General features: G+C 71.9%; 12 protein-coding genes. 4 read left to right on the top strand and 8 right to left on the bottom strand.

Features of this window, described 5'->3' with window-relative positions:
• The gene (locus Dfulv_RS04345) at positions 1-522 is read left to right on the top strand and encodes a hypothetical protein (protein ID WP_259861311.1); all 522 of its coding nucleotides are present in this window, start codon (positions 1-3) and stop codon (positions 520-522) included.
• 140 nt (positions 523-662) lie between these two features.
• On the opposite strand, the gene Dfulv_RS04340 is transcribed toward Dfulv_RS04345, so the two are convergent.
• Positions 663-3,338 carry an adenylate/guanylate cyclase domain-containing protein gene (locus Dfulv_RS04340; protein WP_259861310.1) on the bottom strand — a complete coding sequence of 892 codons (2,676 nt, stop codon included), beginning with the start codon at positions 3,336-3,338 and terminating at the stop codon, positions 663-665.
• A gap of 283 nt (positions 3,339-3,621) precedes the next feature.
• Positions 3,622-3,837 carry an FmdB family zinc ribbon protein gene (locus tag Dfulv_RS04335; RefSeq protein WP_259861309.1) on the bottom strand — a complete coding sequence of 72 codons (216 nt, stop codon included), beginning with the start codon at positions 3,835-3,837 and terminating at the stop codon, positions 3,622-3,624.
• 54 nt (positions 3,838-3,891) lie between these two features.
• Between Dfulv_RS04335 and Dfulv_RS04330 the strand changes: the two genes are divergently transcribed.
• Entirely contained in the window at positions 3,892-4,959 is a 1,068-nt protein-coding gene (locus tag Dfulv_RS04330) for a lytic transglycosylase domain-containing protein (protein ID WP_259861308.1), read from the top strand.
• Positions 4,960-5,071: 112 nt separating this feature from the next.
• The gene (locus Dfulv_RS04325; protein WP_259861307.1) at positions 5,072-6,073 is read left to right on the top strand and encodes a GNAT family N-acetyltransferase; all 1,002 of its coding nucleotides are present in this window, start codon (positions 5,072-5,074) and stop codon (positions 6,071-6,073) included.
• 16 nt (positions 6,074-6,089) lie between these two features.
• Here Dfulv_RS04325 and Dfulv_RS04320 read toward each other — a convergent pair whose 3' ends face one another.
• Positions 6,090-6,992, bottom strand: a complete 903-nt coding sequence (locus Dfulv_RS04320) for a DUF3152 domain-containing protein (protein ID WP_259861306.1) — start codon at positions 6,990-6,992, stop codon at positions 6,090-6,092.
• A 50-nt stretch (positions 6,993-7,042) separates the two neighbouring features.
• Complete coding sequence (locus tag Dfulv_RS04315; protein WP_259861305.1) at positions 7,043-8,737, bottom strand: ThuA domain-containing protein; 1,695 nt, start codon at positions 8,735-8,737, stop codon at positions 7,043-7,045.
• Positions 8,738-9,114: 377 nt separating this feature from the next.
• Here Dfulv_RS04315 and Dfulv_RS04310 point away from each other — a divergent pair, with 377 nt between their 5' ends.
• Positions 9,115-9,777: a TetR/AcrR family transcriptional regulator gene (locus Dfulv_RS04310; RefSeq protein WP_259861304.1), complete on the top strand. Its 663-nt coding sequence runs from the start codon at positions 9,115-9,117 to the stop codon at positions 9,775-9,777.
• Between the two features lie 7 nt (positions 9,778-9,784).
• Here the strand turns inward: Dfulv_RS04310 and Dfulv_RS04305 are convergent, their stop codons facing one another.
• From Dfulv_RS04305 to pelF, 4 genes are read right to left on the bottom strand one after another with little or no spacing between them, the layout of a single operon-like run.
• Positions 9,785-10,696: an endo alpha-1,4 polygalactosaminidase gene (locus Dfulv_RS04305; protein ID WP_259861303.1), complete on the bottom strand. Its 912-nt coding sequence runs from the start codon at positions 10,694-10,696 to the stop codon at positions 9,785-9,787.
• Positions 10,693-11,337, bottom strand: coding sequence for a spherulation-specific family 4 protein (locus Dfulv_RS04300; protein WP_259861302.1), 645 nt, complete (start codon positions 11,335-11,337; stop codon positions 10,693-10,695). Before Dfulv_RS04300 ends, Dfulv_RS04305 begins: the two co-directional genes overlap by 4 nt.
• Entirely contained in the window at positions 11,334-12,773 is a 1,440-nt protein-coding gene (locus Dfulv_RS04295) for a hypothetical protein (protein ID WP_259861301.1), read from the bottom strand. The genes Dfulv_RS04300 and Dfulv_RS04295 overlap by 4 nt, the downstream gene beginning before the upstream one ends.
• Positions 12,770-14,215: a GT4 family glycosyltransferase PelF gene (pelF, locus tag Dfulv_RS04290; RefSeq protein ID WP_259861300.1), complete on the bottom strand. Its 1,446-nt coding sequence runs from the start codon at positions 14,213-14,215 to the stop codon at positions 12,770-12,772. Before pelF ends, Dfulv_RS04295 begins: the two co-directional genes overlap by 4 nt.
• Between the last annotated feature and the right edge of the window lie 8 nt (positions 14,216-14,223).

Below are 14,223 nucleotides of genomic sequence, written 5' to 3'. Positions count from 1 at the left end.
ATGGCGAAATGGACGGTCGTGGTCTCCCCCGAGCAGTACGAGTCGGAGCGCCTCTACGGCGCCGACGCACTCACCGTGCCGGGGGCGGCCGGCGAGTTGCCCGCCGGTGACGAGGCGCTGCTGGTGGCGGCCGCCGAGGAGCCGGTGGTGTTCGGGCTGGCCCGCTCCGACGGCGCCGGCACCCTGCAGTACACGGTCAATCTCCTCGACGCCCCGATCCCCTTCCCCCAGACGCCCCCTGCGGAGCTGGCGGTCGGGGTCCACCCGCTCGACGAGGCCGCATACAGCTCGGTGACCTCCCGGGTGCGGCCGGCCGGCACGGAGCGGCGGACCTGGCTGGTCAGTGTCGACCTGCCGATCGAGGCGGCCACGCCGGCCGAGGCGGTGCGCATCTTCTGGAGCTACGTTCGCGATCTCGGGCCGGCGGAGCTGCCTACGTTCGTGTGGCCGTCCGGCGACGAGCTGGCGATGCAGGCGTATGTGCTGGGTGCGGAGGCCAATCAGGACCCCGAGGAGGACTGAGGCAACCTTCGCGCGGACTGACGCGTCTCAACGGCAGTACCACGCGAACCGGCCACGGCCGGCGAGCCCTCCCTGAGGTGGGGTGGCGGCGAATCGGGGTAACCCCTCGGACACCGCCACCCCATTTGGGTCAGGAGCTCCTATTCGACCGCGGAGAAGCGGATCGAGCCGGCCACCAGATCGGGATGCTCGATCGTCAGGGCCGTCGCCACCGACTCCTCCAGGCTCAACGCGCCGCCCGCGGCGTAGGCCGCGTCGAAGGCCGCATCCCCCATCGCCGCGCGCAGGGCCGCCTGCTGCTCGGTCCAGTAGGCGCCGAACGCCCCGGCGGAGCAGCGCAGGCGGACACGAGCGGCCTGGGCTGCCCCGAACAGCTGGGCGGCCGTCTCGTGGTCGCCGCCGAGGGCGCAGCGGACCGCGATGGCGCTGAGGGTCTCGCAGACCCGCAGATGGAAGCCGTAGCCCATCCGCGAGCGCAGGGCCACGATCAGGTGGTCGTGCGCGGCCACCAGGTCGCCGCGGGACAACGCCACCATGCCGAGCATCATGTCGACCGTGCGGCGACCGCGCTCCAGCGGCCGGCCGTTCTCCAGTGGGCGGGCGCCGGCCAGCAGGTGGGCAGCCTCGTCCAGAGCGCCCCGGTGCCAGAGGATCTGGGCCAGGGCGTAGACGGCGAACAGCGCCTCGGCCTCGACCCCCTGCTCCTCCGCCCAGGCGATGAGGTCGCGGCAGGTGCGCTCGGCCTCTTCGACGCGGCCCATGTCGAGCAGCGGCGCGCCGCGGCCGGCGAGCACGCGCGCGATGAGGCCGGGGTCGCCGGCCCGGCGGGCGGCCGCCTCGGCCCGCTGGGAGAACCGCAGCTCCTCGACCGTCTCGCCGTCGGCGCCGGCGTGCAGCGAGTGCATGTGGTACGCGGCGGCCAGCTCGGCGTCCGGCACCGGCTCGCCGGTCGCGCTGATCCGCTCGTACAGCCGGAAGAGCCACATCCGGCCTTCCCGAACGAGCCCGCGCTCCCGCCACCACTGGTCGAGCGTCCCGGCGAGGGCCAGTCCCTGGCGGGCGCTGCCCCGGGTGACGGTCCACTGCAGGGCCGCGCGCAGTTCGTCGGCGATCGGGTCGAGGGTGTAGAGCGACAGGGTGACCGGCCGCCCGTCGGCGTCGAGGTAGGCGTCGTGGGCCGCCTCGAGGCACCAGGCCACGTGCCGCTCGCGGGCGGCCTGCTCCTCGCCGGCGTCGAGGAGCAGGCGGGCGGCGTAGGCGCGGATCGGGTCGAGCATGCGGTACGTCGCGCCGGCCGCGCCCGCCTCGGCCTGCAGCAGCGACTTGTCGACGAGGGTCGCCAGGGGGTCGAGCGGGTCGCCGTCGTGCAGCCACTCGATGGCGGGCAGGTCGACCGGGCTGGCGAAGACGGACAGCCAGCGCAGGAGCCGGGCGGCACGCGGGTCCAGGGTGCGGTACGACCAGCTCACCGCCGCCTGCATGGTCCGATGCCGGTCGGACGCCTCGATGTCGCCGCCCGAGCCCGCGTCGAGGATCCCGAGGACGTCGTCGATGCGCTCGGCGAGCTGCGCGGCGGTGAGCAGCCGGAGCCGGGCCGCCGCCAGCTCCAGCGCCAGCGGGAGGCCCTCCAGCGCCTCGGCGACCCGGGTGAGCTGGGCGATGTCGCCGGGCTCGACCGGGCGGCCGCCACGGGCCGCGGCGGCCCGGTCGACGAGCAGGGCCACGGCGTCGCTGAACCCGCCGCCGCTCGCGGCCTCGACCGACAGCGGCGGGATGCGCCAGACGACCTCGCCGGCGAGACCCAGCGGTTCGCGGCTGGTCGCCAGCACCGCGATCTCGGGTCCGGCGGCGAGCAGTCGCGCGACCAGCCGGCGGGCGGCGGGCAGCTGCGCGTCGGAGGTGTCGAGCAGGAGCAGAAAACGCCGGCCGCGCGCGTGGTCGATGACGGTCTGGATGACCGGGCGGCCGGGCTCGGGGCGCAGGCCCAGTGCGGCGGCGACGTTGACGTCGACGAGGTCGCTGGTCGCGACGGTGCTGAGGTCGACGAACCACACCCCGTCGCGGAACTGCTCGACCAGCTCGCCGGCGGCCTCGACGGCCACCCGGGTCTTGCCGGCGCCGCCGGCCCCGACGACGGTGACCAGCCGGTGCCGGCCGATCAGGTCGCGGACCGCGGCCCGCTCGGCCGCGCGGCCGATGAACCGGGTGGTCTGCACCGGCAGGTTGTGTGCCGGCGCGTCGATCGTGCGCGGCCGGGGGAACTGCCGCTCCAGGCCGGGCGCGACCAGCTGGAAGATCCGCTCGCAGCCGTCGAAGCCGCGCAGCCGGTGCAGGCCCAGGTCGAGCAGCCAGGCGTCGTCGACCATCGGGGTCTCGGCGAGCCCCACGCGGGCGGCGGTCGCGGCCGAGCACAGCACCTGGCCACCGTGTGCGGCGGCGGCGACTCGCGCGGCACGGTGGACCTCCGGTGACGTGTACTCACCGCAGTACGGCTCGGCGAAACCGGTGTGCAGGCCCATCCGGACCCGGGGCCGGGCCTCGGGCGACGGCCAGTCGTGGGCGGCGAGCGCGCGCTGTGCCTCCGCGCAGGCGGTAAGGGCGGCGGCGGCATCGGCGAAGGCGACGAACAAAGAGTCACCCTCTGTGAAAAGTTCGACACCATCCGCTTCGGACAGTGCGCGGCGAATCACCTGCCGGTGCTCGTGGAGCACAGGCCGGTATCCCGCACCGAGCATCTGGGCCAATCGTGTCGAGCCCTCGATGTCGGTGAAGAGAAAAGTCACCAGCCCGCTGGGCAGGTGCGTCCGCCCCGACACGTGAAACCTCCGCCTCCCCCTATTCAGGCGTGTCCCATATTTCCCCACCCCGGGTGCACGCGCATCGTAGAAACGGCCCCCACCGTCAGCCCTCAAGGTCGATCCAGCCCGCCTTACGGCGGGTGTATGAGCAGGTCAGCGGCAACGGAGGGAAAAGTTTGAGTGGGTTTCGCGTGACGTAACGACAACACGGCGGAGACGGTTGTGGCACGACAGGCCACAACATCAAAGCCGTACGGAGCAATGACTCCGACGAAATGCGAAACCGATTTGTAACAATGTTTCAGCAACCGCAGGCGCCGCCGCAGCAACCGCCGCCGGAAGGGCGCGGCTGCGCGGCCGCACCACCGCCGCCACCACCCACCGCAATGGTCGACAGCAGCTTCACGGTGTCGTCGTGGCCTGCGGGACAGGCGGTCTTCACGTTGGCGTCACGCATCGGACGCTGGACCTCGAAGGTGTCCCCACAGGCCCGGCAGCGGTACTCGTAACGAGGCATTCTCACAGGTTAGGCGACAGTGACACGCTTGCGGGAATCCTGGATACTCGACCGGTGGCACGCAACGACGACCGCGCTCCCGACCCGAAGGACGAAGCGGCCGCCGAGGTCGACCAGACGTCCACAATGGACACACTCTCCGTGACGACGATCCGCCCTCCGGTCCCGGACAGCGGCCCGGGTGCGGGAACTCCGAAGGTTCCGGGCCAGCCGCACGTCCCCAAGCACGCCGCTCCAGAGTCACCCGGCTACGTTCTGGAGTCGAAACAGGGACGGTTCTCCGACGTCCGGGAGGCGGTGCGGCTCTGGGCGGCCCGGCCCCCCGGCCGGATCACCGTCGGCGGCCTGATCATCCTCGTGACGCTCAGCGTCGCCTGGGTCGGCGGCCGGTTCATCGTGCCCGCCACCGCGAAGCCGCGCGCCGGCGCGTCGGCGACGGCCTCCGGGACCAACATCGGCGGAAGCGGCCCCGAGACGGGTGGGGCACCGATCCCCCACGCGCCGTCCGCCTCGTCGTCGTTCAGCCCGCCCCCGGGCGTCAAGGAGCGCCCGGCCGACGTGCTCGCCGCATGGGCCGCCCCGCGGGCCGTGAAACTGGAGATTCCACCCGTGGCGATGCAGGCGTACGGGTATGCGGAGCTCATCACCGCCCGCACGACGCCCAGATGCAAATTGACGTGGACCACCCTCGCCGGCATCGGCAAGATCGAGTCCAACCACGGCCGGTTCAACGGCGCCCTGCTCCAGGAGGACGGCAAGTCGGTCCCGACCATCGTCGGACCGCCGCTCGACGGCCAGAGCAACCGCCAGCGCATCCCCGACACCGACCACGGCGAGCTCGACACCGACCGCACCTGGGATCGGGCCGTCGGGGCGATGCAGTTCCTGCCGAGCACCTGGAAGCAGTACGGCGTCGACGCCGACAACGACGGCGTGATCGACATCAACGACATCGATGACGCGGCCCTGACCGCCGCCGTCTACCTGTGCGCCAACGGGCGCGACCTCTCGACGCTGGAGGGCTGGAACGCGGCGATCCACGCATACAACGTGCCGGAGGAGTACCGCGCGGCGGTCTTCAACGCGGCGAACGACTACGGCCGCCGGGACCGGACGGAGTAGGCCGGACAGCAGGCCGGACGGACCGGGAGATCACGGACAGATCGGGTAGATCAATGCCACGCTCTGCGCTCTGGTACTTCCGCTCAGCCACAAAGGTGGGCAAGCTTAAGCGGTGAGGGTGCGCGAATGGGACCCAGCGACCGCGTCCGCGGCCGAGCTCGAGGCAGTGCTGCGGGCATTGAACGAGATCGTGGCGGTCGACGTGCCCGAGGATCCGCCCTGGCGCAGCACGATGTTCCGGGAGTATCTCTCGGTCACCATGCCGGGTGAGCGGCGCACGTCCTGGCTGGCCATCGAGGAGTCCGGCGAGATCCTGGGCCATGCCAGCCTGCTCGCGCTGGAGGACATCGGCGTCCTGGAGCTGTCGGTGGTCCCGTCGGCGCGGCGCAGCCACGTCGGCACCGCCCTGCTCGCCGCCGTCGCCCGGCGTGCGGCCGAGGAGGGGTTCGAGTCGGTCGGCGTCGAGGTCATCGGCGGCACGCCGAGCGTGAAGTTCTTCGAGGCGCACGGCTTCGAGTGCGCGTTCATCGAGATGCGCAACCTGCTCGACCTGAACGGCGTCGACTGGCTGCGGCTCGGCGAGATGGCGGCCGGCATCAGCGCCGGATATCGCATCGAATACCACCCCGGCGGCCCGCCCGAGTCGCACTACGCGGCCTACGCGGCGGCGAAGGAGGCGGCCCGCGCCTCCGTCGTGGAAGATCTTGAACTGCGCCCCAGTTCGTACGATGCGGAGCGGCTGCGGGCGAGCCTGGCGACCCTGCACGCGCGTGGCCTCAAGCCGTACATCGTCCTGGCCGTCCACGAGTCGACGGACACGATCGCCGGCCTGACCGAGGTGGTCGTGCCGGCGCAGCGCCCGACCCGCGCCGACCAGTACGACACCATCGAGGTCCCCAGCCACCGCGGCTACGGCATCAGCCGGGCGATCAAGGCGCGGATGCTGTTCGAGCTGCGGGCGGCGGAGCCCGGCCTGCTCGACGTGCAGACGTGGAACGCACTGGAGAACGAGCCCCTGCTGCAGGTCAACGCGGAGCTGGGCTTCAAGCCGGACCGCGAGTGGCGCGAATACGAGGCAGACGTGATCGACCTCCTGCGCCGCCTGAAGGCCTAGGGCGCAAAGGTCAGGATCAGGACGGGGCCCAGGGGCCCTGGACGAACGTGCCGTCGGCGGTGAACGGGAACGAGTTCATCGTGCAGCCGTTCAGCGCGATCGTCTGAGTCTGCATGATCGGGGCAGGGCCGGAGCCGGGGCACTTCATGTGGTCGAAACCCAGGAAATGGCCCATCTCGTGGTTGATCGTGTTGGCGTGGAAGTCCTCGCCGGGGTGACCGGCGATGCCCTTCAACCAGCGGCGCAGATTGAGCAGGATCGTCTGACCGTAACGGCACGAATAGATACCCTGCGTACTGACACCGACGGAGGCACACAACTTGTCCACCGTGCCGGGCGTCGCCAGGCGCAGACGGACACTGTAGTCGTTGCCACTCACCCGCTGAAACGACCAACTCGCATCGGCCAACTTATTCGGGCCATAGGTCACCGGATGCTCGGCAGACAGCGTCCAGCCACGCGGAGCACCGATCGCCCGCTCGACCTCGGCAGCGGTCTTCACCGGCGTCCAAACCGGATTGCCACCCCACTGGATACCGTCCTCAACCTCCACCCGATACCTCACCAGAGTCGCACCACTACCGACGACCTCGGTCCCACCGGAGGCGACAGTGAAGGTGCCCGCGCCGTTCATCGGGACGCCGTCGGCACCGGGGTTGACGGGCTTGGCACCGCCGGTGTCACCGCCCGCGTTCACCGGCTTCTTCAGGGTGGCCGACGGCTTGGGAGCAGGCTTCTTGCTGGACGGCTTGGCGCTCGGCGACGGCGACGCGGAGGGCGACGGCGGTGCCTCGGGCGAGTCGGTGACCGACGGCAGCGTCTCGACGCTCGGTGCCGCGGCCGAGTCCGACTTGTCGGATGACGAACCGCATGCGGTCACGCCGAGCAGGAGAACACCAACCATCAGCACCCTGAGCACCCCGGCAGCCTAGTGCTGCCGGGGTGCTCGGCGCTGCCCTGCGCAAGGAGTTACGGCAGCGTCCACTTCTGGTTCGCCGCGCCGGCGATGCAGGTCCACAGGTGCACGATCGTGCTGTCCGCGGAGTTGTTGCCCGACACGTCCAGGCACTTGCCCGACTGCGGGTTGCGCAGCGTGCCGTCGGCGTTCGGCGCCCAGTTCTGCGACCCGGTGCCGTTGCAGGTCCACAACTGGATCTTCGTGCCGTCGGCACTGCCGCCACCGGACACGTCCAGGCACTTGCCCAGCGCCCGCAGCGTCTGACCGTTACGCGTCCAGGTCTGCGCACCCGTGCCGTTGCACGTGTACAGCTGGATCTGCGTACCGTCGGCCGTGCCGCTGCTGCGCACGTCGAGGCACTTGCCCGCGAGGCCCTTGATCGGCCCGACCCCGGTCGGCGGCGCGCCCAGCTCCTTGATCCGGATGTTGCGGAACGCGACGGTGTCGGCACTGCCGTGGTTCTGGATGCCGATGTACCCGTCGAGGTTGCGGTTGGGGTCGGCGTTCGTGAAGTCGTTGATCTGCGTGCCGTTGAGGTACACCCGGATCCGCTGGCCCTCGACGAGGATCTCGTAGGTGTTCCACTCCCCCGGCGGGTTGAGCGCGGCGTCCCGCGCGGCGATGTCGGCGGACTTGAACGCGTAGATCGCGCCGGTGGTGCGGTCGGCCGCGTCGGTGGCGTCGATCTGGATCTCGTAGCCCTGGTTCACCGCGACGAACGGGTCGTTGCCCGGGTCGGGGAACCCGACGAAGATGCCGGAGTTGCTGTCCCCGGTGAGCCGCCAGTCCGCCTTCAGCGAGTACGAGGTGTACTGCTTGGCGTTGTACCAGAACAGGCCCATCCCGCCGACGGACGTCGGCGTGGCGTCGGAGTTGCTGAAGGAGCCGGGTCCGGACTGCGCCCAGCCGGTCGTCGAGCCGCTGTAGAGGGTGGTGTACCCCGTCTCGGGCCGGCAGTCGGCGTTGGCCCGTTTGGCCGTGTAGCGGATGCCGCCGAGCAGCTGGCTGCGGAAGTTCGCCTCGGTGAACGACTGCTGGGTGTGGCCGAAGCCGGTGTAGAACGAGCGTCCGCTGTCGATGGTCTTGCACCAGGTGATCGGGTGGTCGGCGCCCATCGAGCCACCGGAGTACGACGACTCGTCCAGCGTCGCCAGCACCCGGGCCGACGAACGCGGGTTGGACTGGTAGTTGTACAGCTCGTCGGTGCGGGTCCAGGTCTGCGGCAGGTGCGCCGTCGCCGGGTGGGCCCGGTTCTCGGTCTTCGAGTTGACCTGCTGGATCGCCGGGTGAGAGGCGAACCAGGCCCCGACCAATTGGCCGTAGAAGGGCCAGCTGTACTCGGTGTCGGCAGCGGCGTGGACGCCCACGTAACCGCCACCACCGCGGATGTACGACTCGAACGCCGCCTGCTGCGTGTCGTTGAGCACGTCTCCGGTGGTGCTCAGGAACACCACCGCCTCGTACTGGGCGAGGTTCACGGTAGTGAACGCGGCCGCGTCCTCGGTGGCGGTGACCGTGAAACTGTTCGCGGCGCCGAGATCGCGGATCGCCTGGATGCCGGCGGGGATCGAGTCGTGCCGGAAACCGGCGGTCTTGGAGAAGACGAGCACGTCGTACGGTGCGTCGGCGGCGACGGCCGGCGACGCGTAGAGCGTGCACGCGGCGAGGGCGATGGCGGCGCCCGCCGCGGCAAGAATCCTGCGCATTGGCTGCCATCGATGACGTGAGGGCTGCTGGTCCACTGTGTCCCCTCCTGACTGAACATGCCAGGCAGGGCGCGCGCCGCCGCGCCGGAGCCCGTAGCGGGATGCTGCGGTTCAACCTCCGTTGCTGCCATCTCCGCATCCGCGCCGAGCAGATACATTGATGAAACACTCCAGTGTTGTGGTGGACACACTAGGACCCTCAGATCGATGTGTCCATATTTTTCGATGGCTCGGCAGAAAGTTCTGCCCGGACCGCCAAAAGCCGTCACTCACCGACCGACCCGACCCCACAACGGCATCTCGCCAGTTCAGCACTCGACCACCGCCTGGCCACCGACTCGGGGATTTGTCCCCGCTTCGATGCTTATGCTGTCCCCATGGGGACGGTGGGTTTGCGAGCAGATGCCGAGCGCAACCGCCGGCAGTTGGTCGACACCGCACGGGTCGTTTTCGCCGAGCGCGGGCTGGAGGCGCCACTCGATGTGATCGCCCGCCGGGCGGGGGTCGGCAACGCCACCCTCTACCGGCGGTTTCCGAATCGCTGCGAGCTCGTCGCGGCGGTGTTCGTCGAGACGCTGCACGAGGTTGTCATGGCGACGGAGCGCGCCCTCCAGGTCGCCGACCCCTGGGACGCCTTCACCGGACACATGATGTTCCTGTGCGGCCGGCAGGCGGAGAACCGGGCGTTCGCCGATCTGCTGACCGCGAGCGTCGCCGAGATGCCCGAGGTCGAGCGGCTGCGCGCCCGCGCCTACGCCGGCCTGATGAAGCTGATCGACCGGGCCAAGGCCAGCGGCGAACTCCGGGCCGACTTCCAGCACGAGGACGTGGTGCTGGTGCTGATGGCCAACGCCGGCCTGCTGGAACGGACGGCCCGCACCGCGGCGGCCGCGTGGCAGCGCAACCTGAGCTTCATGCTCGACGGCCTGCGTGCGCCGAGCGCCACCCGGGCGGCGCCGCCGCCGGGCCGCGACGGCGTCATGCGTGCGATGCGGGCGATCGCCGAGCGCAGCGGCCTCGCCGACACCTCTTCCCGTTGAGGAGAGGTCAGCAGGGATCGCGCCAGGCGTCCAGGTCCAGCTTCTTTTTCATCGACGAGAAGCGGAGTTGCCGGGTCTTCGGGCAGAACGTGGTGGTCGCTACGTCGTACTCGACGTGGAAGACGGGCTTGCCGGCGTCGACGAAGACCTTCAGCGCGTCGCACTCGTCGTAACGCGCACACTCCTCGTTGACCGCGAAGTCGAACGAGCCGACGAGCGCCGCCGCCTGCTCCACGTCGTTCTTCAACCCCACGCCGAGACCCAGCCGGTGGGCCAGGTCCGCCACCCGGCGGTTGAAGGTCAGCTGGTCGCCGGCGGTCAGCGGAAAGCCGCTGTTGTTGGCGTAGGCGTCCATGTTGTCCGGCTCGACCGCGTCGAACCCCTTGTCCTTGCAGGTCTTGAACCGGGCGGTCAGCAGCGGCTCGAGAACGTCCCAGCGGCGCACGTCCAGCCACCGCTCCCCCGGCCAGCCGTCCAGGCCCTTGCCCCGTACCGACTCCGGGAAGTTCTTCGCGTCGGCGCGGAAGTCCTCGTGCGCGCCGGCGTTGACGTAGCAGATGACCCGGCGTCCGGCCGCCTTCAGCGCCGCCACGTCGGCCGCCGAGGTGTTCGCGCCGTCCACGTCGTAGACGTCGGCCGCGACGCCCTTGTCGAGCGGGCCGGTGAGCTGCCACTGCCAGGTCAGCCCAACCGTCGGCCGCCACCAGCCGGCCGCCTGGGCACCCGCGGCCTGGGAGGCCGACGACGCCGAGGGCCCGGCCGAGCCCAGGCCGTCGACGCCGGACGGGCCGACCCCGGCGGTCTGCGGCGCCCGGCGGGACGGGTCGACCTGCCGGCCGCCGCCGGTGCACGCGGCCGCGTAGACGACCACGGCCAGCACCAGTCCACACAGGACGAACCGCAGGCGGCGGTCGGTCATCGCACGGCCGCCCGCGCGCGCAGTGAGCTCGGCAGGCCCTCGTACGGCAGCGGCGCCCGCAGGTCGGTCACCAGCCCGTGCGGGGCGCGGGACAGCAGCAGGGCGGTCGCCGTGCCGAGCTGTTCGGCCGGCACCCCGTAGACGAGGTGCGCGGCGTTCGGCCAGTCGCGCCCGTCCGGCAGCCCGTAGGCGGGCGGCGCGTCGACGTACGACTCCCACGGACCCTCGAACGTGCACACCACGTCGGCGAGCGCGGCGTATCCGGGCAGGCAGCGGGTGCCGGGGTTGAGCACCACCGAGCCGCGAACCGCCCGGACGACCTGGGTCACGTACCGCAGGCCGGCCGCGTCGGCGGGCACCTGGTCGAAGAAGATCCCGCCGACCGGGTACTGCGACCAGCCGACGATGTCGCACCAGACCTCGCCGTTGGCGCGGTTGCCGTAGTCGAGGTCCACGTAGCCGAGCATGCGCACGCCGGACCGGTGCAGGCGCGCGGTCGCGACCGTGTAGACCTCGTCGCGGCCGGCACCGGGTCCGTTGTGGACGTTGACGATCGCGGTCGGCCGGTCGCCACCACGGCACAGGGCGTCCCACGCGCCGGGGTCGGCGAGCGGGTGGACGTACAACGGCAGGAGCATCATCGGTAACTCTCCGGGTCGCGCAGGACGAGCGCCGCCACGGCGAGCCCCGGCAGGGCGGCTCCGAGCAGGGTCGCGACGGCGAGGGTTTCGGTGAAGGCGGGCGCCACGTGCACCAGGGCCGGAGCCCAGTGTCCGACGCCGGCCACGAGCAGGGTCGGCCACCACACCACGATCGCGGCGGTGCCGGCCCGGCGATGTGCGGCGAGGACGAGGCACAGCGCGTAGACGCCGGTGAGCAGCACGGCGGCGGCGAGCGCCTGGCCACCCGGCGGCGGGGTGCCGAGCCACACCGCGCCGGCGATCAGCGCGCCGACGACGACCGGCACGCCGAGCACCGCGACGGTGCCGGCGCTGATCCCGGCGAGCTGCCGGTCGAACGCGAACCGGTCCGCCAGGGACGCCCGGGCATGCGCGATGCGCCGCCGGTGCCACACCAGGGTCAGTTCGATCAGCGGCACCCCGACCAGCAGCGGCACCGCCTCGACCGGCAGGCGGTCCGGTGCGACGCCGTCGAGGGCGACGGTCCGCAGCAGCGCCGCCTGACCGGTGCCGACCAGCCCGTAGAGCGCCGCGTAGCCGATGTCGTACCGCCACGACCGCCACCGCCGGCGGGACGTCGTGCGGGTGCGGTCGGCCCGGACGACCGGCCAGTAGGCGACCGCGACGACCAGCACCACCCCGCACAGCAACGCGACCACGGCCGGGCCGCCGGCGCCGGCCGCGATGCCCGTGGTGGCGAGCCAGCAGGGCGCCGCCGCGGCGAGGACGATCCGCTCCCGGTTGGTGACGAGGGCGACCGACGCGACGGCGAACAGCGCCAGCTGGACCGCCGCCACCGCGTATGCGCGGGCGCCCTGCTGCACCAGGACGAGCGCCCACAGCGCGGCCAGCGCGGTGAAGCCGGTGCCGAGGAGCCGGGCCGCGGCGGTGCCCCCGCGCTCGGACAGCGCGCGGTAGCCGAGGTACGAGAGGGCCTGCCCGCCGCCCCAGCCGAGCAGCAGCGTGCCGGTGGTGGCGAGGTCGCCGACACCGTCCACCTCGGACGAGGCGCCGAGGCCGATCGCGAGCGGGGTCAGGTAGATGAACGCCCGGACGAGCGTGTCCACGACCGACTTGCGGGTGCTCGGGCCGTCGGCCGCGGTGATCCGATACGTCAGGGTCTCGGCGTTGTCGTACGTGCGGGCGACCACCCGGCCGGCGAGCGCGAACACCGACGGCTCGCCGTACTCGCGGTGGGCCACGCGATCGTTGATCCCGTTGGCCTCCAGGATCGCCGCGATCTCGTCGACGTCGACCGCGCCCACGCAGTCGTCCCGCATGCGGTCGGCGAGCGCGGCGACCGGGTCGGTGGTGACCCGGCCGACGAACCGCAACGGCGCACCGCTGAGCGGCGGCCGCCGCTGCGCGGGCACCACCAGCAGGGAGTCCGCGCTCATGCGGTTACCAAGATCCGGGTCGGCGCGACGAACCGCGTCAGCATCCGGAAGTACCGGTCGCGGTAGGCCGACAGACATCTGTCCAGCGTGTACTCCGCCATCGCCCGGCGCTGTCCGCTGTGGCCGGTGGTGGCGCGCAGTTCCGGCGAGGTCAGCAGCGACACACACGCCGCCGCGAACGCCGCCGGGTCCCGGGGCGGGACGACGAACCCGGCGTCGCCGACCGCCTCGGCCACCCCGCCGACGTCGGTGCTCACGGTGGGCCGGCCGCACATCATGGCCTCGAGGACCGTGTACGGCATGCCTTCCGAGATGCTCGACAGGGCCGCGACCTGCCCGACCGCGAACGCCTCGCGGCTCGACGCGCACGGGCCCGCCCAGGTGACCGCCCCGGCGACGCCGATCTCGGCGGCGACCGCGCGGCAGGCGGCGGCGTAGTCCTCGTTGCCCGCCGGCACCGGACCGGCCAGGTGCAGCCGGGCGTCCGGGACGCTCCGCCGCACGATCGCGAGCGCCCGGATCAGCGTCTCCAGGTCCTTGAGCGGGTCGATCCGCCCGACCCAGGAGATCACCGGCTCGGCCGGCTCGTCGACCAGCGGCGGGAACCGGGCCGGGTCGACGCCGTTGCCGATCACCGTGAGCTTCGCCGGCTCGGCGCCGTGGCGGACCGCCCAGCGGGCGTTGAAGGCGCTGACCGGCGTGACCAGGTCGGCCTCCCAGTAGGCGAGCCGGGCCAGAGCACGGTGGAACCGCAGCAGCGCGGTCTTCACCCCGGCCGACTGTTCGCCGGCCGCGAGGTACCGCTCCCGGAGGTACACGCCGTGCTCGGTCATCAGGAACGGCACGCCGAGGCGCCACTTCGCGGCCAGTGCGACCATCGAGGACAGGCCGTTGGCGTTGGCGTGCACCAGGTCCGCGTCGGCCGGCAGGGTTGCGGCGAGCGGGCGGAGGGCGTGCTCCAGCAGTACCGCCGCCTCGTCCGCGTCCCGAAGCGTCAGGCGCGGCAGGGCGATCCCGTCCAGCCGGGCCCGCGCCCAGGCGTCCAGGAGGATGTCGGCCAGCGGCGCGCCGGCCAGCGGATGCCGGCCGGCACCACGCCCGAAGCGCGCCTTCTTCTCCTGCGCGAGCGCCGCGAGCTCGCGCAGCCCCTCACTGAAGATGACCAGGTCGGCCGCGGTGCTGCCGAGCATGCCCCGGCAGAGGCGCGCGGCGGCCCGCTCCGGCCGGCCGCGCGCCGGCCGTGGTGCGCCCCAGACCGGCACCGCGGTGAGCGACCGGACGTTGCCGGGCAGCTCCGTCGCGGGCCGGTCGGGCTCGGTGCCGACAATGGCGACGAGGTCCCACCGCACCTCCGACAGTCCGCGCACCAGCTGGTCGCACCAGGTGCTGACCCCGCCGGTCACGTACGGGTAGGTGCCTTCGTTGACGAGCACGACGCGCACGGCCGGCG

The sequence above is a fragment of the Dactylosporangium fulvum genome (assembly GCF_025137375.1).
In the GTDB taxonomy this organism is placed as follows: Bacteria; Actinomycetota; Actinomycetes; order Mycobacteriales; family Micromonosporaceae; genus Dactylosporangium; species Dactylosporangium fulvum.
Note: the sequence above shows the minus strand (reverse complement) of the source record. Positions and strands in the feature narration are given on the sequence as shown.